The 23,413-nt window shown below is 56.4% G+C and carries 22 protein-coding genes and 1 other RNA gene; 15 read left to right on the top strand and 8 right to left on the bottom strand.

The features are described from left to right. Positions 1-341 precede the first annotated feature (341 nt). From ACTCIA_RS10000 to ACTCIA_RS09965, 8 genes are all read left to right on the top strand, one after another. A complete protein-coding gene (locus tag ACTCIA_RS10000; protein ID WP_463001671.1) occupies positions 342-1,454 on the top strand; it encodes a Nif3-like dinuclear metal center hexameric protein in 1,113 nt (370 codons plus the stop codon). A 44-nt stretch (positions 1,455-1,498) separates the two neighbouring features. Further along, on the top strand, positions 1,499-2,212 hold the full coding sequence (locus tag ACTCIA_RS09995) for a zinc ribbon domain-containing protein (protein ID WP_463001670.1): 714 nt from the start codon (positions 1,499-1,501) through the stop codon (positions 2,210-2,212). A gap of 13 nt (positions 2,213-2,225) precedes the next feature. Beyond that, an RNA gene (rnpB, locus tag ACTCIA_RS09990) (RNase P RNA component class A) lies at positions 2,226-2,613 on the top strand. Positions 2,614-2,663: 50 nt separating this feature from the next. Then, positions 2,664-3,422, top strand: coding sequence for an ABC transporter ATP-binding protein (locus tag ACTCIA_RS09985; RefSeq protein ID WP_463001669.1), 759 nt, complete (start codon positions 2,664-2,666; stop codon positions 3,420-3,422). Continuing rightward, positions 3,410-4,609, top strand: coding sequence for a SufB/SufD family protein (locus tag ACTCIA_RS09980; protein WP_463001668.1), 1,200 nt, complete (start codon positions 3,410-3,412; stop codon positions 4,607-4,609). The genes ACTCIA_RS09985 and ACTCIA_RS09980 overlap by 13 nt, the downstream gene beginning before the upstream one ends. Before the next feature lie 9 nt (positions 4,610-4,618). Then, a complete protein-coding gene (locus tag ACTCIA_RS09975; protein ID WP_463001667.1) occupies positions 4,619-5,938 on the top strand; it encodes an HPr family phosphocarrier protein in 1,320 nt (439 codons plus the stop codon). A gap of 17 nt (positions 5,939-5,955) precedes the next feature. Continuing rightward, on the top strand, positions 5,956-6,678 hold the full coding sequence (gene ispD / locus ACTCIA_RS09970) for a 2-C-methyl-D-erythritol 4-phosphate cytidylyltransferase (protein ID WP_463001666.1): 723 nt from the start codon (positions 5,956-5,958) through the stop codon (positions 6,676-6,678). After that, entirely contained in the window at positions 6,675-7,223 is a 549-nt protein-coding gene (locus tag ACTCIA_RS09965; protein WP_463001665.1) for a nitroreductase family protein, read from the top strand. The genes ispD and ACTCIA_RS09965 overlap by 4 nt, the downstream gene beginning before the upstream one ends. 6 nt (positions 7,224-7,229) lie before the next feature. Here ACTCIA_RS09965 and ACTCIA_RS09960 read toward each other — a convergent pair whose 3' ends face one another. The 8 genes from ACTCIA_RS09960 to ACTCIA_RS09925 all read right to left on the bottom strand — a co-directional run bounded on the left by ACTCIA_RS09960 (position 7,230) and on the right by ACTCIA_RS09925 (position 14,611). Continuing rightward, positions 7,230-7,877 carry an ABC-type transport auxiliary lipoprotein family protein gene (locus ACTCIA_RS09960; protein WP_463001664.1) on the bottom strand — a complete coding sequence of 216 codons (648 nt, stop codon included), beginning with the start codon at positions 7,875-7,877 and terminating at the stop codon, positions 7,230-7,232. A gap of 33 nt (positions 7,878-7,910) precedes the next feature. Then, the gene (locus ACTCIA_RS09955) at positions 7,911-8,831 is read right to left on the bottom strand and encodes an MlaD family protein (protein WP_463001663.1); all 921 of its coding nucleotides are present in this window, start codon (positions 8,829-8,831) and stop codon (positions 7,911-7,913) included. A gap of 121 nt (positions 8,832-8,952) precedes the next feature. Further along, positions 8,953-9,711 (bottom strand): ABC transporter ATP-binding protein, encoded by a 759-nt coding sequence (locus ACTCIA_RS09950; RefSeq protein ID WP_463001662.1) that lies wholly within the window; start codon positions 9,709-9,711, stop codon positions 8,953-8,955. 9 nt (positions 9,712-9,720) lie between these two features. Next, the gene (locus tag ACTCIA_RS09945; RefSeq protein ID WP_463001661.1) at positions 9,721-10,860 is read right to left on the bottom strand and encodes an ABC transporter permease; all 1,140 of its coding nucleotides are present in this window, start codon (positions 10,858-10,860) and stop codon (positions 9,721-9,723) included. Between the two features lie 13 nt (positions 10,861-10,873). Beyond that, positions 10,874-12,709: a M48 family metalloprotease gene (locus ACTCIA_RS09940; RefSeq protein WP_463001660.1), complete on the bottom strand. Its 1,836-nt coding sequence runs from the start codon at positions 12,707-12,709 to the stop codon at positions 10,874-10,876. After that, the gene (locus tag ACTCIA_RS09935; RefSeq protein WP_463001659.1) at positions 12,709-13,266 is read right to left on the bottom strand and encodes an epoxyqueuosine reductase QueH; all 558 of its coding nucleotides are present in this window, start codon (positions 13,264-13,266) and stop codon (positions 12,709-12,711) included. The genes ACTCIA_RS09940 and ACTCIA_RS09935 overlap by 1 nt, the downstream gene beginning before the upstream one ends. Beyond that, entirely contained in the window at positions 13,263-13,955 is a 693-nt protein-coding gene (locus ACTCIA_RS09930) for a YggS family pyridoxal phosphate-dependent enzyme (protein ID WP_463001658.1), read from the bottom strand. Before ACTCIA_RS09930 ends, ACTCIA_RS09935 begins: the two co-directional genes overlap by 4 nt. A gap of 5 nt (positions 13,956-13,960) precedes the next feature. Then, the gene (locus tag ACTCIA_RS09925) at positions 13,961-14,611 is read right to left on the bottom strand and encodes a Maf family protein (protein WP_463001657.1); all 651 of its coding nucleotides are present in this window, start codon (positions 14,609-14,611) and stop codon (positions 13,961-13,963) included. A gap of 209 nt (positions 14,612-14,820) precedes the next feature. On the opposite strand from ACTCIA_RS09925, the gene ACTCIA_RS09920 reads away from it, so the two are divergent. The 7 genes from ACTCIA_RS09920 to nuoI all read left to right on the top strand — a co-directional run bounded on the left by ACTCIA_RS09920 (position 14,821) and on the right by nuoI (position 23,409). Further along, positions 14,821-15,243, top strand: coding sequence for an NADH-quinone oxidoreductase subunit A (locus ACTCIA_RS09920; RefSeq protein ID WP_463001656.1), 423 nt, complete (start codon positions 14,821-14,823; stop codon positions 15,241-15,243). Further along, on the top strand, positions 15,240-17,594 hold the full coding sequence (locus ACTCIA_RS09915; protein WP_463001655.1) for an NADH-quinone oxidoreductase subunit B/C/D: 2,355 nt from the start codon (positions 15,240-15,242) through the stop codon (positions 17,592-17,594). Before ACTCIA_RS09920 ends, ACTCIA_RS09915 begins: the two co-directional genes overlap by 4 nt. A 411-nt stretch (positions 17,595-18,005) precedes the next feature. Further along, entirely contained in the window at positions 18,006-18,482 is a 477-nt protein-coding gene (gene nuoE / locus ACTCIA_RS09910; protein ID WP_463001654.1) for an NADH-quinone oxidoreductase subunit NuoE, read from the top strand. After that, positions 18,483-19,793: a complex I 51 kDa subunit family protein gene (locus tag ACTCIA_RS09905; RefSeq protein WP_463001653.1), complete on the top strand. Its 1,311-nt coding sequence runs from the start codon at positions 18,483-18,485 to the stop codon at positions 19,791-19,793. It begins immediately after the preceding gene. Further along, on the top strand, positions 19,774-21,807 hold the full coding sequence (nuoG, locus tag ACTCIA_RS09900) for an NADH-quinone oxidoreductase subunit NuoG (protein WP_463001652.1): 2,034 nt from the start codon (positions 19,774-19,776) through the stop codon (positions 21,805-21,807). Before ACTCIA_RS09905 ends, nuoG begins: the two co-directional genes overlap by 20 nt. A 79-nt stretch (positions 21,808-21,886) precedes the next feature. Continuing rightward, positions 21,887-22,876, top strand: a complete 990-nt coding sequence (gene nuoH / locus ACTCIA_RS09895; RefSeq protein ID WP_463001651.1) for an NADH-quinone oxidoreductase subunit NuoH — start codon at positions 21,887-21,889, stop codon at positions 22,874-22,876. Further along, positions 22,873-23,409, top strand: coding sequence for an NADH-quinone oxidoreductase subunit NuoI (gene nuoI / locus ACTCIA_RS09890; RefSeq protein ID WP_463001650.1), 537 nt, complete (start codon positions 22,873-22,875; stop codon positions 23,407-23,409). The genes nuoH and nuoI overlap by 4 nt, the downstream gene beginning before the upstream one ends. The last annotated feature ends 4 nt before the right edge of the window (positions 23,410-23,413 follow it).

The raw sequence follows: 23,413 nt of genomic DNA, 5'->3' as shown, positions 1-23,413 counted from the left end.
AATATCTGCGTTACGCGCAATTTCTCAGAATTTCACGTACGGCCAAGTACGCTGCATTCTTCGAAATTGCGCAAGCCTTGATCTTGAACTTTTTACAGCACCATCTAAAAACTTACTTTTTACGAGGCCATCAAAAACTGGCAAGTTGACAAGTTTGCGGTGATATGCCATAGCAGTCCATCAAGGAAGAAAAAACCGGAAGATGCGGGCGGCCATATCATAAGCACGGCAATGACATATCAATACCGAGATAACAGGACAAAAGGGCGTGGGCGCAAGGACCTCCACGCCTTTTTTTGTCTCAAATCGGCAAAACCCAATTTTTGTGAAAGGTCGTGGAAATGAAGGTATCTGATGTCATCAAAATCATGGCTGACATGGCTCCGCCGCATTTGGCCGAAGACTGGGACAATTCCGGGTTGCAGTTCGGCAGTCCGGCCCGGGAGGTCAAAAATATTTTCGTTTCCCTGGAGCCGTCTGTAGAAGCGGTCAATGCGGCTGTCAACGCCGGGGCGGATATGTTGATCACCCACCATCCCCTGATTTTCAAGCCCTTGTCCGCCATTGACACAGACAGTCCGACCGGTGCTGTCATCGAAACCGCCGCCAGAAATCACCTGGCTGTTTTTGCCGCCCATACCAATCTTGACAGTGCTGCAGGGGGCGTCAATGATGTGCTGTGCGAAAAAATCGGTCTGAGGGACCTGTCCGTGCTGTGCCCGGGGTCCGGGCCCCGGCAGTACAAGGTGGTGGTGTTTGTGCCCGAAGACCACACGGCAAAGATGATTGATGCTGTGTGCCAAAGCCCGGCCGGCCGTATCGGCAATTATTCCTGCTGCACGTTCCGCAGTCCGGGCACGGGCACGTTCATGCCCGGACCCGGGGCGGATCCCTATGACGGGGTGATTGGCGAACTCTCAGAGGCCTCCGAAGTACGGATGGAAACCGTGGTGGAAAAGGCGGACCTGGAAGCGGTGATTGCCCATTTAAAGGCGCACCACCCTTACGAGACCATGGCATACGATGTCTATCCCCTGGAGCCGGAGACAACCGGCCAGGGTCTGGGCCGCATCGGCAGGGTGACGCCGCAAATGCGCCTTGGTGAACTGGCCCGGGATTTAAAGAACCGGCTGGAATTGCCGTGGGTGCGTTTTTCCGGGCCTGCTGATCTTTCCGTGGATTGCGCGGCCGTGTGTTCGGGAAGCGGCGGCGGTCTGCTTGGTCCTTTTTTCGCCAGCCCTGCGCAAGTGCTGATCACCGGGGATTTAAGGTATCATGACGCAGTTGATGCCGTGCAAAAGGGGCGGGGCTTGATTGACATCGGCCATTTTGCCTCCGAGCACATTGTGGTTGACGTGATCTGCTCCCGGATTCGGGATGCGGTCCATGCGGCCGGCGAGTCTGTTGATGTAAACGTCTTTGACCGGGAGGCTGATCCTTTTGTCCACGTGTGAGGGGCCTGCCAAAAAATACAAACCCTATGAAAGCCGGGTAAATTATGCTATCGATCAGCAAACCGCAGCTGGAGCTGCTCATTGAACTGCAGGAAAACGAACGCGAGGCCGGCCGGGTGCAGGCGGAAATCGACGCCATGCCCGACAAGATGGCCGCCCTTGAATCCGGGCTCCAGGCATGGACCCAGGAGATTGAAACCAGAAAGGCGCATGTGGAGGCCCTGAAAAAGGATTACCGGGCTTATGAGGGCGAACTGGAAACCAATCAGGCCAGGATCAAAAAGCGCCAGGTTCAGCTCAACTCGGTGAAGACCAACCGGGAATACCAGGGGATGTTAAAGGAAATCGAGGATATCCGTGCGGCCAGTTCCAGAATCGAGGATGCCAGTCTGCAGTGCCTGGACGATCTGGAGGCTGCGGAAAAGCAGCTGGAGGAAAAAAACAGGGCTTTTGCCGCAGAAAAAGAGCGCATTGATGCGGAAAAGCAGCAGTTGGCAGAACAGACCCAACAACTGCGGCAACAAATGAACCAGCTGCAGGAAAAAGCAGCAGAGCTTGCCGACAAACTGGATTCGGACCTGGTGGCACAGTACCGGCAGGTCAAGCAGCGTTGCGCCGGTATCGGCCTGGTGCCGGTGGAAAATGCCGTGTGCAAGGGTTGTCATTTAAATATCCCCCCACAGTTGTATAATGAATTGCATCGCGGAAATGAGCTGCGGATGTGTCCGCATTGCCATCGGTTGATTTATGTTTTATAATGGATTTGCGGTCGGCGTCAGCCAGATGATCGCCGGCGGGCAGACGCCTGCCGGAGGAAAGTCCGAACACCACAGGGCAGGGTGCTCCATAACGTGGAGTCGCGGCAACGCGAAGGAAAGTGCAACAGAGAGCAGACCGCCCCGCACTTTGTATTGAGTGCGGGGTAAGGGTGAAACGGTGCGGTAAGAGCGCACCATTTCCCCGGGCGACCGGGGAAGATCGGTAAACCCCACCCGGTGCAAGACCGAATAGGGGAGCGTTTGAGGGCGGCCCGCCTGATGCTCCCGGGTAGGTCGCAGGAGGTGCCGGGCAACCGGCATCCACAGATGAATGATCATCGCCCCAAACCGGGGCAACCCGGTTTGCGGGAACAGAATTCGGCTTATGGACGGCGCCGGCCGTAATTTTTTTCTGCGCAATTTGTCTGCATGGATACATGAGAGGATGGTTATGTTAAAAATTGAGGATCTGGTGGTGGAGGTCGAGGGCCGCACCATTTTAAACCGAATCAACCTGGAGATTCCCGAGGGCGAAACCCATATCCTGTTCGGACCCAACGGGTCGGGCAAATCCACCCTGATGATGACCATCATGGGCTTTTCCGGTTACCGGGTGAAAAGCGGGCATATCTGGTTTAAAGGCGAGGACATCACCCGCATGCCCATCCACGAAAGGGCGCGGCTGGGAATCGGCGTGGCCTTTCAGCGGCCGCCGGCCATAAACGGGCTCAAAACCCGGGACGTGGTCTCCCTGTGTGCGGGGCAAAAGTCCGCCAATGTGGAAGAGCTGGCCCAAAAGGCCAATTTCACGGATTTTTTGGACCGGGATCTGAACCTGAACTTTTCCGGCGGCGAGATGAAACGATCCGAAATGCTCCAGCTCATGGCCCAGAGCCCGGATCTGGTCCTGCTCGACGAGCCCGAGTCCGGTGTGGACCTGGAAAACGTGGTGCTGCTCGGCGAGATTATCAATGAGCTGCTCGGCCGGGGTGTGCGTCAACGGGAAAAGGAGGGTCCCATTGCCCACCACGAGAAAAAGAGCAAATCCGCCCTTGTTATCACCCATACCGGCCACATTTTAAATTATATCACCGCAGACAAGGGACATGTGCTGTATAACGGCGTGTTGTGCTGTGCCAGAAACGCCCGGGAAATTCTGCAATGGATCCGCGAATACGGCTATGAGGAGTGTTTTCGATGCGCGAGCTAGACGATAAAAACAAGGCGACAGCCCGGGATGACAACAGCAGCCACAAGCCAGGATACAAGGACCAGGCAGATCCGCATGCCTATCTGGAGCAGCTCGACAATGTGGATCCCGAGGAAGCCAGGCAATGGCTCAATGTGGGTGTGGACATCACCGGGCAGAACCGCTCCGGAACCTTTATTCAAAAAGACTGCTCGGTTCTCCATTCCGGATGCGGGTCCGCAGATGTTGAAATCATGGGTATCAGCCAGGCCCTGCAAACCCACGGCTGGCTCAGCGATTACATGTGGCGCCTGGTTTCCCCTGAAAAGGACGATTATACCCGCATGACCCGTGATATTCCCCATGAGGGATATTTCATCCGCTCGCTTCCCGGGGCGCAGGTTGCCGAGCCGGTCCAGTCCTGCCTGTATATCTCAGAGGAAGGCCTGTCCCAGCATGTACACAACGTGGTGATCGCGGAGGAAAATTCCAGCATTCATATTATTACCGGCTGCGCAACTGCCGAACATCTTCGCAGCGGCCTGCACGTGGGGGTTTCTGAATTTTATGTCAAAAAAAACGCCACTTTGCACTTTACCATGATCCATCGCTGGGGCGAGCAGATCGAGGTGCGCCCCCGCACGGGCATTTACGTGGAAGAAGGCGGCACAGTGGTGTCCAATTATGTTTCCCTGCGTCCCGTGGGATCTTTGCAGATGAATCCGGTGACCTACCTGGCCGGCAAAGATTCGGTGGCGCGGTTTAACAGCATCCTTGTGGCCCCGCCCGGATGCGAGCTCGATACCGGTTCAACGGTTATTCTGGAGCATCCCGGGGCACGGGCGGAAATCATTTCCAGGGCCATTACCACAGGCGGCACCATTATCGCCCGGGGCGAGATGGATGCCCGGGCCGAAGGCGTCAAAGGTCATCTGGAATGCAAGGGGTTGATTTTAAAAGAGGGCATTATGCACGCCATTCCGGAACTGGTGGGCCGGGTGCCGGGAGTGGACATGTCCCATGAGGCGGCTGTGGGAAAGATCGACCAGCGGGAAATCGAGTATCTCATGGCCCGGGGGCTTGACGAGGAAACCGCTGTTTCCACCATTGTCCGCGGATTTTTAAACGTGGACATCGAAGGACTGCCGCCCGGCCTGGCCGAGGAAATCGACCAGGTGGTCAGCGAGACCCAACACGATGCAATATAGGCGGATGTAATGGAAATCGATGCGGCAAACGGGCTTTGTGATCTTTCTTTTGGAGAGCGGGTGCGGTTTTATTCCCACAATTACATGCGCTGCCTCATGTTTATCCGCACCTGTTCCCACCCGGAGAAATCCTTTACCAAAAGTCTTTATTCAAAACTGATCACCAACTCCCATTTGCTCGAGGATTTCCTGGATTTCCACGGGGCCAAAAACAATGCAGACTGGTACTATTACCGGGAGCTGGCCGCGGCAGTCCGCCATTTAAGCCTTGCCGGTTACACCCAGAAGCATATTTTAAACCGCCTGGTGTTCTATGACATTGACGCCAAGGAGGATTTCCGGGTACACGGGGAGATCGTGCTCTCGTTTATCACCGGATCCCTGTCCAACCTGGCCCCGGCCATTTTGGAGGAAGCCAGCCGGCTTGGCATTGCCGAACCGGCCGAGGGCGGATATCCGGAAACCAATTTTCCGGGGGTGTCTTCCGGCGGGATGCTGGACTACAATATTTATGATGAGGACAAGGACCAGCAGCGAAACCAGATCGTCCGGGTGGCCAATGAGTTTCTCTCCATTGCCGATGATTTTGACACTTATGAATTCTACGAGGTGTACGACCGGGACGGGTTAAAGGCCCTGGTGCCCGAAAAAGTCAACGAAGTGGAGATCCGGCGCTTTGAAATGCTGGTGCACAACCTGCAGTCCTCGTTTGATTCCTATGTGATCCACGGTGGATTCCGGTACGGCAACCGGGGACTGAAGCAGTTTCGTTCCTATTTTTCCGTGATTTTCCACCTTCTGCAGATCATGGGCCGGCTCCTGCATTTCTACGAGCGGCATCTCATTGAGGTGGGGTATAAAAACATCTACCGGGTGGTGCGCAGGCAGCTCTGTGAACTTGTTGATCCCGACCGCCTGCTGGACTGCACCATCAATTACGGCCTTTATTACGTCAACCATTACTTTGCCTCCGGCCGGGAAGAGGCCAGGGAAATTTTAAAGGAAAACGTGGAAAAAGGCGCCATCCAGGTGCCCATCCCAAAGGATCTGGGGTTTCACTGCCGGCCCAGCCTGCTTGTGGCCAAGGTGGTCCAGCGCTACGGCGGGCAGGTGGATCTGGTGGTGGGAGATCACCGCTTTGACGCCAGCAGCGTGCTCGATATCCAGTGGGCCGGGGGCATGATACAGAAGGAAGGCATCAAAGAGGTGAGCTTTGAAGGCGATGTCCGGGCGTTAAAAGATATCGAGGTTCTTTCCGGGGTCAATTACGGCGAAGACCGGATGGGCAAGGGCATCCCCCTTCCCAAAAGCCTGAAATACCTTCGATAGCTTTGGAATTGGTATTTATGAATGAAACCCGGCATATGGCCTCAGCCGTGATCGTGGCGGCCGGACGCGGGGTGCGCATGTGCTCGCCGGTTGCCAAGCAGTTTCTTGCGCTCGGAGACATGCCCGTTCTTGCGCGCACCCTGCAGGTTTTTGCCGCACATCCGCAGATATCCGATATCTGCCTTGTGGTTCCGGAGGCGGATTTTGCGTTTTGCCGCAAATCGGTTCTGCCCCTGACACAGACCCCAAAACCCGTCAAACTCACAGCCGGGGGCCGGAAACGGCAGGATTCGGTGAAATGCGGGCTTGCCGGGCTGGATCGGCCTGAAAAAATCATTCTGATCCACGACGGGGTGCGCCCTTTTGTCACGGCCGAGCTCATTTCCGGCTGTATTGACATTGCTGCTGAAACCGGGGCCTGCATTGCCGGCATTCCGGCCGCAGAAACCCTCAAGCGGGTTGAGCCCGGCGGCCGGATTGCCCAAACCCTGAGCCGGGACGGGATCTGGCTGGCCCAGACCCCCCAGGCATTTGAATCCGGACTCATCAAAAGGGCTTTTGAAAAAGCCGCGGCTGACGGATTTCTCGGAACCGATGACGCTTCCCTTGTGGAGCGCATGGGTGTGGGTGTGCGCATCATCGAGGGCAGCCGCAGCAATATCAAGATCACCACACCGGCAGACCTGGAAATGGCTGCCCGGCTTTTAGAAAACCAATCAACAGCGGAGGCCAAACCATGAGCAATGAAGTATTAGACGCCATTTACCAAAGACGCACCGTGCGTAATTTCGAAGACAAACCCGTTTCCGACGAGATGCTCAAGTCCGTGCTTGAAGCTGTTCAGTGGGCGCCTTCCTGGGCCAATACCCAGTGCTGGGAGGTGGTGGTGGTAACCGATTCGGAATTAAAGGCCCGGCTGCAGCAGGAGGCCGTGCCCAAGTCCAACCCGGCCCACAAGGCCGTTGGCAGCGCTCCGGTGGTGCTGGCATTGTGCGCCCGCCTAAATGAGGCCGGCTATTACAAGGGGCAGGTGACCACCAAGTTCGGTGACTGGTTTATGTTTGATCTCGGCCTTGCCGCCCAGAACCTGTCTCTGGCCGCGCATTCCCTGGGGCTGGGTTCGGTGATCATGGGCCTGTTTGACCAGGATAAGGCCGCAGAAGTGCTCAAAGTGCCGCAAAATCATGAGCTGGTGAGCCTGATTCCCATGGGATACCCCTCCAAGGTGCCCTCTGCACCAAAGCGCAAATCCGTGGAAGAATTTTGCCGGCAAAACACGTTTTAGAGAAAACTATCGCCCCAGGGCCTTTTGGAGGTCTGCTGCAAGATCTTCTGAAATTTCTGCCAGGGCCGTGCTCATGGCCCTGGCCTGGCCCAGGGGGTTGTTTTGCGCAAGGTCCTGTCTGGCCTGGTAGGTTTTTGTCATGATAATGGAGCGCCCGGACTGCCCGCTTTGGGTTTCGGCCAGGGTTGCTGTGAGTTCCAGCACGGCCTGCCACGGGCTGCGGGTGTCATCTTCGTAAAATGCTTCTATGGTTGCCCAAAGCACATGCGTGGGGGATTCCAGCCGTTTTTCGGCGCGGGTCACGCTCCGGACCGCCTGTGCTGCCTGAAGATCCCGGATGATCAGGTCCCGGACCATCTCTGTTGGCTTTGATACCCATTGGTGATAGGCGTATGTTTTTCTGCGCAACTGGTGATCGGCATATACCATCTGCCTGGACCGGTAAGGGGCGGCTGCATCAAAGGCCTGGACGGCCAGCACTGCATCCGGCGCGGTGATTTTGGCGTCAGTCGGCATTGGCGCAGGATAAGAAAGAACATAGGATTCCACGGCTCTGGGGGACTCGCTGAAACCCGTGCACCCGGGCAGCAGCAGGATCGCGAAAATGGCCGCGGCAATGGCCGGCTTTTGTCTGGACAAGATGTTTTGCTTCATTTTTTAAGCGCTTTTTTGTCTTAAGGCCTTTGTTTATCTGGTTTCCGGTGCCACCGGCTTTTCCGGCACGGGCTCTCCGTAAAGTATCTGTGAGGGCTGCCGTTCCAGCTGATTGATCAGGCTGTTGATATTTGCTGCAGCCTCACGGAGATGTTCCATGATATCGGCCATCTGCCGGTCATAGTCCCGGACACGGACTTCGGCCCCATCCAGGCTTGCCGAGCCCCGGGCAAACAAGTCGTCTGCGGTTTCCGCGGCCTTTCCCACCTGGTTTACCGCGTTGTCAAACCGGCCGGCGCTTGTGTTCACGGCCGCATCAATCCGGTTAACCGCCCGTCTGGTATCGGTAATGAGTCCGTTGATGTTTTGCAGGCTTTCTTCCGCAGAACTCCGGAGGCGGCTCCACTTCTGGGTATCAAGCAGCTGGTTGCTTTTTTCCAGGAGCTGGCTGAGCTGAACTGAAATGCCTTTCACATCCACCTGCCTGATGCTGTCCAGAATTTCATTGATATCGGATAAAAGCTGTTTCATCTCCGATGGCCGGGTGGCCACCACCGGGTGTTTGGGTTCAAATTTATAATCCGGAACCGAAACCAGTTCGCCCGGCGCCTGTCTTTCCAACTCCACGAACATGATGCCGGTAATGCCCACGGATTTGATCTGGGCCACGAGATTGGCCGTTTTCCGGAGTGTTTTGTCAAGGGTGAACACGATTTCAATGAGCCGCCCGTCCGGGGCCACGTTGATCTGTTCCACCCGGCCCACGTTCACCCCCCGGTACTTGACGGCCGCATCCTGGCTTAAGCCCTGCACCGACTCGTCAAAATAGGCAGTGTACTTGTGTCCTTCCTGGAAGTACTGGGCCATGCCCAGCCATAAAATCAGCAGTATCACCGCGGTCATGCCGAGGATAACAAACAAACCAACCGAGAATTTGGTCCGTACAGACTGCATGCAAACATTTTCCTGATCAATTGGGTTAACTGTCGTGGATCATTTTTTTTATAAAGGATTTGTACCTGGTGCGCAATCTTAGATTGTCCGGATCACAAGCCGGTCCCTGCTTTGATGCTGGTTAGGCATCCGGCGGCCTGCGGGTGAAAAAGCGCCTGACTTCCGGGTCCGGATCATGGTCCCGCAAATCCGCGGGCGCGCCCCGGGCGATGATATTGCCCGTTTCCCTGCCCAGCATGATGGCCCGCTGGCCCACGGCAAAGATGCTGTCAAGATCATGGGTAACAATGACAATGGTGGTGCCCAGTGTCTGGTTGATGTGCAGGATCAGCCGGTCGATTTCAGCCGCGGTTACCGGATCCAGGCCCGCCGAAGGCTCATCTAGAAACAGGATGTCCGGGTTCAGGGCCATGGCCCGGGCAAGACCGGCCCGTTTTTTCATGCCCCCGCTGATCTCCGAGGGCAGGTGGTCGCCGTAGCACTCCAGGCTCACCAGGGAAAGCTTGATCTGCACCATTGCGGCCACAGCTTCAGCCGGCAATCCGGAAAATTCCGTTATCGGCAGGGCCACGTTTTCCGCCACAGTCATGGAGCCGAGAAGCGCGCTTGCCTGAAACAGCACCCCGATGCGTCTTAAGGCCCGGGAAACCGCATTTTCACCGGATGCGGCAATGTCTGTCTCCCCGATAAAGACTTTTCCCCCGGCCGGCTGTTCCAAACCGATCATATGGCGCATGAGCGTGGACTTGCCCGAGCCCGAGCCGCCCACGATAATAAAAATCTCGCCCTTGTTTACCGTAAAGTTCACTTTGTCCAGTACATGGTCTTCACCGTAAACAACGGCCAGGTTTTCAACCCGTATAATGTCTTGTGCGCCCATAAACCTTTCTTACCAGTAGCTGCGGATTACCGCAAAAACCGAGTCAAACAAAATAATCAGAAATATGCTGGTCACCACTGCGGAAGTGGCGGCGCTGCCCACGGCCGCGGCCCCGCCCCGGGCCTGCATCCCCCGGAAGCATCCGGTCAGGGCAATGAGCAGGGCAAATACAACGGATTTTGACAGTCCCCACATGACCTCAAACAGGGACAAGGCATCCAGGGATTGGTTGATATAGGCCCCTGGGCTGAGATTGAGCATGAGCACGCCGATGACCAGGCCGCCGGCCACGGCGAATATGCTGGCAAACACAGTCAGCAGCGGCACCACCACCATGGCGGCCACAACCCTGGGCAGGACCAGAAACACGTTGGGATCAAAGCCCATGACCACCAGTGCGTCAATTTCTTCTGAAATTTTCATGGTGCTGATTTCCGCGGCATAAGCCGATCCTGACCGGCCGGCCACCACAATGGCGGTCATGATCGGGCCCAGCTCGGAAACCATGGCCAGAGACACCAGGGACGCTACATACAAATTGGCCCCGAACTGGGAAAGCTGCAGCGAGGACATAAATGCCATGATCAGGCCCAGCAGGAAAGTGATCAGCCCCACCACGGGCAGGGCGTCCACGCCGGTGGTTTTCATGTATGCGATGGTATCACCGGCCCGGAAGGACCGGGGTCGTCTGAAAACCCGCACAAGGGAAAACACCATGGCCCCTATAAATTCAATAAAAAAGGCCCCGCCCCGGAAAATCGAAATGGTGGCATCCCCGAGCTGGATGATCAGGTTGCCGGATTTGTGCGACGGGATACGGCAGTCCGGCTGGCCGAAATCCACCAGTGCCAGGGTTTTTTCATGGTCTGCGGCAAGATTGACAAAACTGAGCTGGTCGTGGTTGAGCTGCAGCATCTGAACAAGGCGCAGCACCACCATGGCCCCGTAATCGTCAAACTGTGTCACGTGGGCAAAATCCACCTTCAGCTGTTGGATCCTTTGGTCTGATGGCACAGAGGCCGGCAGCTGCCGGATCAGGGTCGGCGCGGTGGTGATATCGGCCCGGCCGTGCAGGACCACGGTCAGGGTGTTGTCATCCTCCTGTTGCAGTTCAAAAAGCGGTTTTCCGGACGGTAAGGGGCGTTGCATTTTTTTTTTGCTGTCACCGGGGTCTGTGGTTGTTGTCCAGGGCCTGCTCAAACCGCCTGAGCTGACCGCGGTAATAATCCTGCCTCTCTGTTGCCGCAGACAGGGCTTTTTTAGCGGTTTCAACGGCTTTTTCATATCGGCCGTTGACAAACCAGGCCTCTGCCAGGGTATCTGTCACATGGGGCTGAAAAGACCGGTCTGCGGCCTTTTGGGCCAGTTCAAGGGCTTTTTGTGGCTGAAACATTTCACTGTCCGGATCTGAGGTGGCATATAGCCATGCCAGATTGTTTAATGCCGCCACATTGCCGGAATCCAGGTCCAGGGCCTGCTGATAGGCCTCTGTTGCGGCGCTGAGATTGTTTCTGCTGTAATACAGGTCCCCGAGCATCACGTGCAGTTCCGGGTCCCCGGGCTGCTGGCCGATTTGGCGGGTGAGGATCTGCTCGGCCATTTTTCCGGACAGATTTTCCCCGGCTGCGCCGAAATGCAGACTGTAGCCCACTGAGGCCAGCCCGAGGATGACAGCCAGGTAAACGGCCATGCTTGCGCGCACCTTTCTGTGATGGCGCCGGATCCAGGCCGGATCGGCCTCGCATTTGCGCAGGTAGCCGATGCGGTCGGATATGCTGAAATGATGCCAGTTGGGCCGGTCCGGAGCCTGACCGCTGGAAGCCGCAATCTTGTGAAAGGTTGTGATCAGCGGCACGGCCGAGTCCATGAGCCGGTAGACGGAGATATCGGCCTGACGCTCAAAATTGCGCATGAAATAACCGAAACCGAACCGGAAATAAACAAAAAAGGTCCCAATCATGGCCAGGCTAAACACCACGGAAACAAAGGTCTGCCCCCCGGCATTGGCTGCCCCCAAAACCGTCTGCAGATACACGGCCGCCAATACGATAAAATCCAGGGCCGCAAACGCGATGACCATGTATCCGGCCAGAAAAACCAGGTAGAAATACAGGTGCCGGTGCTTGACATGACCGATTTCATGGGCCACCACCGCCTCGACTTCCTCGGGGGCCAGATAGCGCAGCAGCCCCGGGGTCACCAGGATATAGCGGAACCGTGAAACCAGGCCCATGACCCCGGCGGTGATCATGCCGCCGCCAAACAGCGGCCATTGCATGATTTCCCGGTAGGAAACCCCGGCCCGGCGGCACAAATTCTCGATCCGGGTACGTGCATCCCCTTTCTCCAGTGGCCTGCAACCCCAGAAATACTGAATCAGAGCCGGGCCGAATACCGCGATTACAAAAAGGAAAAACAGGAAATAAAGGATCTGGCCCGTGGTGGAATTCAGAAAAGCCCGTGGCGCATCAAAGGGCAGGACATAAATCAGGTCCGCAGCCAGGGAGAGAAAAAACCAGGGCAGCAGCACCGGGATGGAAAAGGTGATATGGGACACCACGTAGCGGCGCCGGGGGATGCCGGTCCTGTTAAGCTTTTCGTGGGCCTTGTGGGCAGATGCCCAGACAATGCACAAATATCCCAGAAAAATGCTCAGAAACAATACTGCACCCAGGGTGGGCATGCTTTCAACAGCAGGGATCTTTCGGATGTGTCCGCTTAATTCCAGTGCATAAACATTGACCGCAAACAGTCCGATGGCAATGATGCACTGGCGCATGATCAGGGATTCAAAGCGCTGGTGCAGGTCGCCGTTTCCGCCCTGTTCAATGCGGTCTTCGAGTTTTTTAAACAAAATCCGGGTCAGGGCGGCAAACAGCAGGGAAATTGCGGCAAAAAAGCCAATGGCCTGGAAAAGCGGCATCTGCGGCTGCGCCGGAGGCGGATAGGTGGTGTAAATCAGCAGAGCAATGATAAAGTAGAGAAAATTGCCAAACATCAGCTATTGTCCTGCCGGTTTTTGCCCGCCCCGGTGTAGAAGCGCTGTTTTTCACTGTAAATACAGCCGCAATAGGACTGGCGGTACATGCCCATCTGCTTTGATGTCTCCACCCCGGTTTTCCACCCCTTTCTGAAATCCTCGTAATAAAACCGCACGCCTGCGGATTTGCCCACGGCCTTGCCGATTTCGGCAATGGTGTCATGATTCTGGAATTTGCTGTAAAGCAGGGTGGAGGAGAAATAGTCGAATTTCCCCCTGCGGGCCAGTCTGGCTGTGGTCATGAGCCGGTCATGGTAGCAGAACCGGCACCTGTGGGCTTCCCTGAACACCACGTTTTGCAAAAAGCCCTCGATATCATAGCCCTCCTGAAAGATCACCCGCAGGCCGGTTTGTTGTGCATAGGCCCTGAGGGTATCTTCGCGCTTCATGCATTCGGTAAACGGATGGATGTTGTTTCTGTAAAAAAATCCCATGACCTCAAAGTCTTTTTGCCGGAGGCCGTCAACGGGATAGATGGCGCACGGCGCACAGCAAATGTGGAGCAGCAGTTTCATGAGCGCTCCCCGAAAATGGCGGTGCCGACGCGCACCAGGGTGGCGCCTTCTTCAATGGCGGGTTCAAAATCGCCGGTCATGCCCATGGAAAGCTCGTCCATTTCCACGTTGGCAATGTTTTTGGCAGCAATTTCCCGGCGCAGTTCCGCCAGCTGCCGGAAATAGGGCCGGACCTTTTCAGGGGCGTCAAAAAACGGCGGAAGGGTCATCAGGCCCCGGACGGAGAGGTTTTCCAGCATGGCGACATCGCGGATCAATTCTTCTGCTGCCTGTTTTGCAGCACCGGACTTGGTTTTTTCCCCTCCCAGGTTGACCTGGATCAGGATTTTCTGGACCCGCCCGTGCCGGGCTGCCTGCCGGTTGAGTTCTTTGGCCAGCTTCAGGCTGTCCACTGAATGGATCAGGTCAAACAGGCGTACTGCGTATTTGGCCTTATTGGACTGCAGATACCCGATAAAATGCCAGCTGACTCCGATGTCGGCCAGGGCCGTGATTTTTTTGTCCGCTTCCTGGATGTAGTTTTCCCCGAAACAGTCAAGGCCGGCTTCAGCGGCTTTTCTGATTTGTTCCGGGGAAACGGTCTTGGTGACAGCCACCAGACCGACGTCCTTTGGACTGCGGCCGCAGCCCATGGCGGCATTTGTGATGCGTTCTTTGATTTGCCGGATGTTTTCGGCGATATCATTCATATGTATCAACACTTTCCCGCGGCATCAGCTGCGGCCGGGCTGCGGGTTTGTCCGGGCCCGGGCCTTTGCCCGATGGCCCCGTGCCGGGTCAAATGCCCGACGATCTCGCACATGGGCAGGCCCACCACGTTTGTATAGGATCCGTGTATGCTTTTGACCATGAATGCGGCAATGCCCTGGATGGCATAACCCCCGGCCTTGTCCCGGGGTTCCGGGGTTTGTGTGTACCAGTTGATCTCATCTTCGGTCAATTGCTTAAATGTCACCTCGGTGATGCAGGCATCGCTGTGGCGGTGCTCCCGGCTTTCACACCAGATGCTGTAGCCGGTGATCACCCGGTGGGTGCGCCCGCTTAAGCGCCTGAGCATCTGCCTTGCCCCGGCGGCTGATTCCGGTTTGTTCAGGATCAGCCCGTCGATGACCACAATGGAGTCCGCCCCGATCACCCAGGCATGGGGATATTGTTTTGCAACCGCCTCTGCCTTGGCCGCAGCCAGGATTTGCGCATGGCTCTCCGGCTCCGGGCCGCGGATGGCATCCTCATCGATTCCGCTGGGCACCACACAAAATACGATCTGTGCCTGCTCAAGCAGCCGCCTGCGCCGGGGTGATTCAGAGGCCAGGACAATGGGGTTTTTTTCATTTAACGGGTTCATATATACATTGATTACCAAATCCCTTCAGGATTGGCAAGAAAGAGCCGCAATGACCGGCGGGGTGCTCCCATTGACCAATACTGCCGGAATACTGGCAAGACCGGATGTCTATGATTAATTTAATCAAAAGAGTGGAATTGTTAACAAACTGTGCAGACATGGCACTGCAGAACATGGCGCAGTTGATGCGCCCGGGACCGGGAGGGTCGATGTTTCCGGTAAATCACACATATGCGCTTTCCTCCTGGACGCCCGGGGTGGTCAGCTTCCTGGCGTTTATTTTTGCCGTTTTTCTGATGATGGCGGTGTTGATGATCCTCACCGGCTTTCTCGGTGAAAAACGTGTCAATGAAAACAAGCTCCGCCCTTATGAAAGCGGAATTATCCCAACCGGATCAACGCCGATTCGCTACCCGGTGCCCTTTTTTCTGGTGGCGGTGTTTTTTCTGATTTTTGATGTGGAAGGCGCATTTATCTTTTCCTGGGCCCTGGCTGTCAAAGCCCTCGGGGCAAAGGCCATGGTGCAGATGACCTTTTTTATTTTCGTTTTGCTCATGGGCCTGGTCTACATTTGGTTCAAGGGAGGACTGGCATTAAGCGGCGGAAAGAACAAAAGAGCCGGACGCAGGTGAGCCGGGCTGTGGACAGTGTCATCAACTGGGCCCGGGCAACGAGTCTCTGGCCCATGTATTTCGGGCTGTCGTGCTGTTTTGTTGAAGAGATCACCGCATGGACGCCGCGATACGATATTGCCCGTTTCGGCGCAGAGGTGCTGCGCCTTTCGCCAAGACAGGCCGATCTGCTCATTATTTCAGGAACCGTGTTCAAGAAAGTGGCGCCGGTGGTGCTGCGCCTCTATGAGCAGATGGCCGAGCCCAAATGGGTGATATCCATGGGATCGTGCGCCAATACCGGCGGAATGTATGATGTCTATTCGGTGGTCCAGGGGGTCAACCAGATCCTGCCCGTGGATGTTTACATCCCGGGATGCCCGCCCCGGCCTGAAGCGGTACTCCATGGCCTGACCCGGCTGCAGGAAAAAATCCAATCCGAGGAACGGCCGTCAGCCAGGGTTTTTCATATGGCCGGCGGCAGCCAGGGAACCGTTTCCCCCGTGCTGGTGGACGGGGAAACCAAGACCCGCGACACCCGGGGGCCGGGTATGAACGGCATTCCCGTTCGGGGCAGTTCCGTGACCCCGCCTGATTTCAACGGAACCCGGGCACAATTCATGTGGACTCCGCCTGCGGCGCAAATCACCCCGGGCGCGGTTGAAAACGAGATAACATCGCAACTGGTCCGGCGTTTTGGTGATGCTGTGGCACCTGCGGAAAAAAGCGCTGACATGCTCACCATTGATGTGGACCCAAGCCGGGCCCCCGAGGTTCTGCGATTTTTCAAATTTGAGTCCAGCCCGCGCTTTCTGCGCCTGGAGGATTACACCGCAGTGGATCAATCCGCCCGGCAGAACCCGGAGGATTACCCGGATTTCACCCTGGTGTATCATCTGCTGGCCTTTGATCCGGCCGTGCGGGTGCGGATCAGGGCGGCCCTGTACGGCAGATACCCGGAGACGCAAAGCATCCACGAGCTCTGGGAAAACGCCGGCTGGTACGAGCGTGAAATCTATGACATGTTCGGGATCCGGTTTTCCGGGCATCCGGATTTGCGCCGGCTTTTGATGCCCGAGGGCTGGCAGGGCCATCCGCTGCGGAAATCATACCCGGGACGGGCCACTGAAATGCCCGCCTACACCATAGAAGATGCGCGCAACCTGCAGCCCAGGGCCGGAGAGCAGTTTTACCGGGTGGATGAAGACGGCGAGTCCTATGTCTTAAACATCGGCCCGCACCACACCGGAACCCATGGCATTATCCGGTATATCGCAAAAATGGAAGGGGAAACCATCACCGGCCTGGACATGGATATCGGCTACCACCACCGGGGGGCGGAAAAAATCGGCGAGCGCCAGCACTGGATACAGTATATCCCCTACACCGACCGGGTGGATTATCTGGTGGGGGCGGCAAACGAGTTTCCCTACGTCCTGGCCGTGGAAAAGATAGCGGGCATTCGTGTGCCCGAACGCGCCGAATACATCCGGGTGCTTTTTGCCGAACTTTCCAGGATTGCCAACCATATGGCCTACATGGGCATTACGGCAAATGACGTGGGAGCCCTTACGCCCAACTTTTATGCCTTCCGGGACCGGGAGATGATCATGGATATCGTGGAGATGATCTCCGGCGGACGGCTCCATCCCGCTTTTTTCCGGCCGGGCGGTGTGGCCGCTGATCTTCCCGAAGGCTGGAAGGAACCAGTGGAGGCGTTTTTGCGGGTGTTTCCCAAAAGGCTTGGCGAGTACGAAAAAATCACTCTGAAAAATCCGGTTTTCAGGGCCCGCACCGTGGATGTGGGCCTGATGGAAAAACACGATGCAATGGATCTGGGGGTAACCGGCCCCAATCTCAGGTCCACCGGGGTCAACTGGGACTTGCGCAAAAACATGCCCTATTCGGTTTACGGCAGCCTGGATTTTGACGTGCCCACAGACACGGTCAGCGACTGCTGGACACGGTTTCGCCTGCGGGCAGAGGAATGCCGGCAAAGTGTGCGGATCATCCGGCAGGTCATTGATCAAATGCCCGGGGGGAGATACATCTCAGCGGATTACCGGTATGTGGTGCCTGAAAGGCAGGACATGCTAAAAGACATTGAAAGCCTGATCCATCATTTCATCAATGTCTCCCGGGGGCCGAAAATCCCAAGGGGCGAGGCATATGCGGCAACGGAAAATCCCCGGGGCGAGCAGGGCTACTACGTTGTCAGCGACGGGCTGGGCTTTGCCTACCGGGTGCGCATCCGGGCTTCGAGTTTTACCAATATCCAGGCGTTTGCCAAAATCTGCAAAGGCGCAACCATTGCCGATTTCATTGCCATTATCGGGGCACATGACTATACCCCCGCAGATATTGACAGGTAACAGACGGATGGCGCGGTAAAAAGCTTCTAAATAACTTCGTTCAAGGTTCAAGGTTCAAAGTTCAAGGTTCAAAAAAATAAAATCAAAGCTTTTAAGCATGGGGCAAAAAGTTGTTTGCAGTGTTTGGTCCCGGGCTGCGGCCGGGGGAAACACTTTCAAGGAAGTCCAAGGACGGGGTCGGTTTTTGAAGCGACATTGATCGTTTTTGCGTGAAAATTTCAAACTGTTTGAGGAAAGCAGGGCGGGTTTGTCAATTTTAAGCAAAGGCATTTGATAAATCCGCAAAAACGATCAGGAGCAAAAAAACTGACCCCGGCCGCAGGGCTTCCTTCCTGCAAAAACAGCGGTCGCGGTAAAAAGCTTTTTACCGCGCCATCTGAAATCAGACTTTTTATGGTGCATCAAAGACAAATGCTGCCTGAAACTTATATCAATGAAGTGGAAAAACGACTGCGCCGGACCGGGCGCCCAAGGGAAATGGTCATTGACGTAATGCTCGAAGTCCAGCAGTTCTACGGCTGGTTTTCAGACGAGGCCCTGGAGCAGACCGCGCGGCTTTTAAATATGAATCCTTTGGAAATCGAGGAACTGGCAACCTTTTACAACTATATCTACAGACAGCCGGTGGGAAAATACGTCATCCATGTCTGCGACAGCGTGATCTGCTGGATGACCGATGGTTATGGGTCCTTTGTGGAGCACATGCAGGAAAAACTCGGCATCCGAATGGGCCAGACCACAGATGACGGCATGTTTACCCTGCTTCCGGTTTGCTGTCTGGGCTATTGCGATCTGGCCCCGGCGCTCATGATCAACCAGACAGTGTATGGTCGTTTGACTTTGGAAAAGTTTGATCAAATCATTGAAGACCTCAGGCGGGAAAAATAAATGCATCCCCGGGTACTGCTGAAAAACCGAAAATCCGGCCGGATCGCCACGATTGACGAATACCGGCAAAGCGGGGGGTATCAGGCGCTTGAAAACGCATTTGTCAAAAATGATCCCCCGCCCGGCGATATCCGGGAGATTCTGCTTGAGGCCCGCCTTCTGGGCCGTGGCGGCGCCGGGTTTCCCATTGGGAAAAAAATGGCAACTGTGCCTGACAATGCCCCGCATCCGAGATATCTGGTGTGCAATGCCGATGAAATGGAACCGGGCACTTTCAAGGACCGGGTGTTGATTCATGCCGATCCCCACCAGCTCATTGAGGGCATTGTGCTGGCCGCCCGGGCCATTGAGGCCGAAATCGCCGTGATTTTCATCCGGCGGGAATACGAAAACGCCGCCCGGATTCTGGAGCGGGAAATCCAGGTAGCCCGGGAAGCCGGGCTTGCCGGCAAAAACATTCTCGGCTCCGGCCGCGACTGTGAGCTGATTGTCCACCGCAGCGCCGGCCGTTATATCTGCGGGGAGGGCACGGCGCTGATCAACGCACTTGAGGGGAAACGCGCCAATCCAAAGCGGCCGCCGCCTTATCCCACCACCAGCGGGCTGTGGCAGCAGCCCACTGAAGTACAAAATGTTGAAACCCTGTGCTGCGTGCCCCATGTCATTTCCAAAGGGGCACCATGGTTCAGGTCCCTGGCCCTGACCGAAAGCGGGGCCGGCACCAAGGTGTTTTCCGTAAGCGGAAGGGTCAATCATCCCGGCTGCTTCGAGCTGCCCATGGGCATCCGGCTCTCAGAGCTCATCGAAGAACATGCCGGGGGCATGATACCGGGCTCAAGGCTTAAGGCGTGCATGCCGGGCGGGGCCTCCACGCGGATTATGCCCGGGTCCATGTGTCACGTCCGGCTCGATTACGACGATATGGAACAAAACGGCTATCGGCTGGGCACCGGGGCGATCATGGTCTTTGATCACAAGACCTGTCTGGTGCAGGTGGCCGCCAACCTGATGACCTTTTTTGTCAGGGAGTCCTGCGGCTGGTGCACGCCCTGCCGGGAAGGGCTGCCGTATATCCTGGATCTGCTAAACCGCATCGAGGCCGGGCAGGGCAGGGCTGAATACATTGAAATGATACGGAAAATGTGCGGACATATGAAATATTCCTATTGCGCGTTTGCGCCCGGCGCCGTGGCTCCGGTTCAGGGGCTGATCGAGGATTTTTACGCAGAAGTCACGGCCCATATCGAAAACCAGGGATGCCCGTTTAAAGACGGGCAATCAGACAAAAATTATGCCGGATCTCATTATTGACAACAAAAAGATCAGGGTTGCCAAAGGCACCCGGGTCATTGATGCAGCCGAAAGCGCCGGCATCTATATTCCGCGGTTTTGTTATTTCGCCGAACTCGGGGCCGTGGGCGCCTGCCGGGTGTGTGCGGTGAAATTCATAGACGGTCCGGTCGAGGGCATCCGGATGAGCTGCATGATCGAGGCCGAAGACGGCATGGTGGTCTCAACAGACGATGCCGAGGCCGTGGATTTCAGAAGGCATGTCATTGAGTGGATGATGATGAACCACCCGCATGACTGCCCGGTTTGCGACGAAGGCGGCCATTGTCTGCTCCAGGACCTCACCGTGGCCGGCGGCCACGGCATGCGCAGGTTTGCCGGCAAAAAGCGCACATATGCGGACCAGTACCTGGGGCCGTTGATCAGCCACGAGGAAAATCGCTGCATTCAGTGCTACCGCTGTTCCCGGTTTTACCAGGAGTATTGCGGATACACAGACCTCGGGGTCATGGGCATTGCCCAGCGGATTTATTTCGGGCGCTACAAAGACGGCGTGCTTGAAAACCCGTTTTCCGGAAATCTGATCGATCTCTGCCCCACGGGTGTCTACACGGACAAGCCGTCGCGCTACACCGGCCGCAGATGGGATTTTGAGCGGACCACCGGCGTGTGTACCACCTGCAGTCTGGGCTGCAGCATCACGGTCTCTGCCAGGTACAGGCAGGTTGTCCGTTTGGAGGCGGCTTTCAGCCGGGCGGTCAACGGCGCTTTTATCTGTGATCGCGGAAGATACGGATTTTCCTGGGCCAACTCGGAAAACCGCCCCAGGCAGGGCCGTGTGGCGGCAAAAGCAATGACCCCGCAAAAGGCCGCTGCTGCCGCGGCCGGGCGGATCGATAGCCTGGCGGAGCAATACGGCGCCGGTGCCATTGCGGTTGCCGGTTCCGGGCGCAGCAGCCTGGAAACCCTGGCTGCATGGATGGATATGTGCAGGCGCCGGTCCTGGCGCGGGTTTTTTTTCGATGACCTGGCAGCCGCTCCGGCAGCACCGGCCGTGGTTTCCGGCCTGAACCCGGAAAACGTTGTATCCATGAAAGCGGTTGAATCCGCGGACATGATTCTGGCTGTGGGCGCAGATGCTTTGGACGAGGCCCCCATGCTCGCCCTGGCCATGCGCCAGGCGTGGCGGGCAGGGGCAGGGGTTGCAGCCATTGATCCCAGAGACCTTGAGTGGCCGTTTGAATTCCGGCAGGTTGTGGCCGCACCTGATGAAATCATTGATTTGTTGTCCGGTATTGAGCCGGAAAACAAAATTGGCGGCAATGCCGGCAAAATGGCGGCAATCCGGGATCAGATCCAACGCAGCCGCTTTCCGGTGATCCTGTGCGGCACTGCCATTTTAGATCAAAACACGGTTTTGGCCGCATCCGGCCTTGTCAAACAATTGCGCAAAAACAAAAAGGAAGCGCGCCTGTTTTACACCCTGCCCAAGGCCAACACTTTTGGCGGGCTTTTGCTGGATCACCGGGCAAAAACGCCGGATGAACTCATCAATGCCATGGAATCCGGTGAAATCAAGGCGTTGGTGGCCGTGCAAAGCGATCTCTGGCAAAACTGTGCCGACCGGGATCGTCTGGACTGCGCGCTCAAAGGCCTGGAATTTTTGTGTGCTGCCGACTGCATGGCCACTGAACTCGTTTCCCGGGCAGATATTGTCGTCCCGGTGTCAAGCGTCTATGAAGCCGGGGGAATCTATGTAAACCAGGAAGCAAGGGCCCAATGGTCACCCCCCGCCCATGCCGGGGGCACGCCCGTGCGCATAACCGGGGCAGGCGGCCATCCCCCAAGGGTTATCGGCTCAGCCATTCCCGGAGGTGATATGCCCGGTGCCTGGCAGGCAGCCTGGCAGATTGCGGGTCTGGCTCCGCCGGCCGGCCCCGGGGAAATGATCGAGTGGATGACAAAAACCTATCCGGTGACAGCGCCGGTCAAAACCATGGCAGCACAAGGCGTGCGGATTTTTCCTTTGCAATAACGGCGAAAAAAAACGCCCGGTCCGTGGCGGCAAAAATCGGGCCGGGCGGTTTGGGATCAATAAACACAAGGCAGCAGCAATGGGACTCTGGCTGACAGGATATGCCATTTTAATGTTTAAGATCGCGGTGATTTTAACCGGCGTTCTTTTGCTGGCCGCCTACCTGGTGCTTTTGGAACGCAAGCTGCTGGGCCGTTTCCAGGCCCGCATCGGGCCCAACCGCACTGGAATTTTCGGCCTGCTCCAGCCTGTTTCCGACGGCATCAAGCTTTTGACAAAAGAAGATGTCATACCCCAGGGAGCCCACCGTTGGATTTTTTTGTTTGCCCCGGCTGTTGTTGCCGCCACAGCCCTGCTCACCTTTGCGGTGGTGCCCATGGGTCCGGACTTACACCTTGGCGGCAGAAAGATTCCCATGGTGGTCACGGACATGAATGTGGGGCTGCTCTATGTTTTTGCCATGGCTTCTTTGAGTGTTTACGGGGTGGTGCTGGGCGGATGGGCCTCGGATTCCAAGTATGCCATGCTCGGCAGCATCCGCGGGGCGGCCCAGATGATCAGCTACGAACTGGCCCTGGGGCTTTCCATTGTCCCGGTGGTCATGCTGGCGGGCTCTCTGAGCCTGGTCGATATCGTAGAGGCCCAGGCGGGCAGGCCGTTTATCCTGGTCCAGCCCCTGGCCTTTGTCATATTTTTTCTCTCTGCCATGGCCGAAAGCAAGCGCATTCCCTTTGATCTGCCCGAAGCCGAGGCCGAGCTCGGCTCGGGGTATCACACGGAATACAGTGGCATGCGCTTCGGGATGTTTTTTCTGGGGGAATACGTGCAGATGCAGGTTCTCGGGGCCCTTACAGCGGTGTTTTTCCTCGGGGGCTGGCGCGGGCCTTTTTTGCCCGCACCGTTGTGGCTGCTTGTAAAAATTGTTCTGGTGGTAACCGCCATGATCTGGATCCGGGCCACGTTGCCCAGGTTCCGTTATGATCAGCTCATGGACCTGGGCTGGAAGTTTCTGATCCCTGCGGCCCTGATCAATATCGTGATTACCGGGTTTGTGATGGTGGGCATATGAAGGAATTGTTTTTGGTCGTGCATTCGCTTTGCACGGGTTTTTACACCACATTGAAACACATTTTCCGGGGACCGGCCACGGAGCTGTATCCCGAGTACAAGCGCCCCCTGCCGGCCCGGTCCAGGGCACGCATCATTTTAACCGTTGATCCAGACGGCAGGGAGCGCTGTGTGGCCTGCTATCTTTGCTCGGCTGCGTGCCCGGTGGACTGCATTTCCATGCAGGCTGCCGAAAACCCGGAAGGTCGGCGGTATGCGGCATGGTTCCGGATCAATTTCGGCCGGTGCATATACTGCGGGCTCTGCGAGGAGGCCTGTCCCACCGCAGCCATCCAGCTCACCCCGTCTTTTGAACATGCAGACCGGGACATCCTGAAGATGGTTGCTGAAAAGGAGGATCTCCAGGTGGACCACTGCGGAAAGGACCCAAATTACAATTTCTACGATCATGCCGGCGTGGCCGACGCGATCCGCCCAAAGGGCGGGCATATAAACGAGTCGCCGCCGGTCAATGTCAGAACCAACATGCCGTGAGGGA

The organism is Desulfosalsimonas sp. (assembly GCF_055149105.1).
The sequence above is the reverse complement of the archived record's forward strand: the minus strand, read 5'-3'. Positions and strand labels throughout refer to the sequence as shown.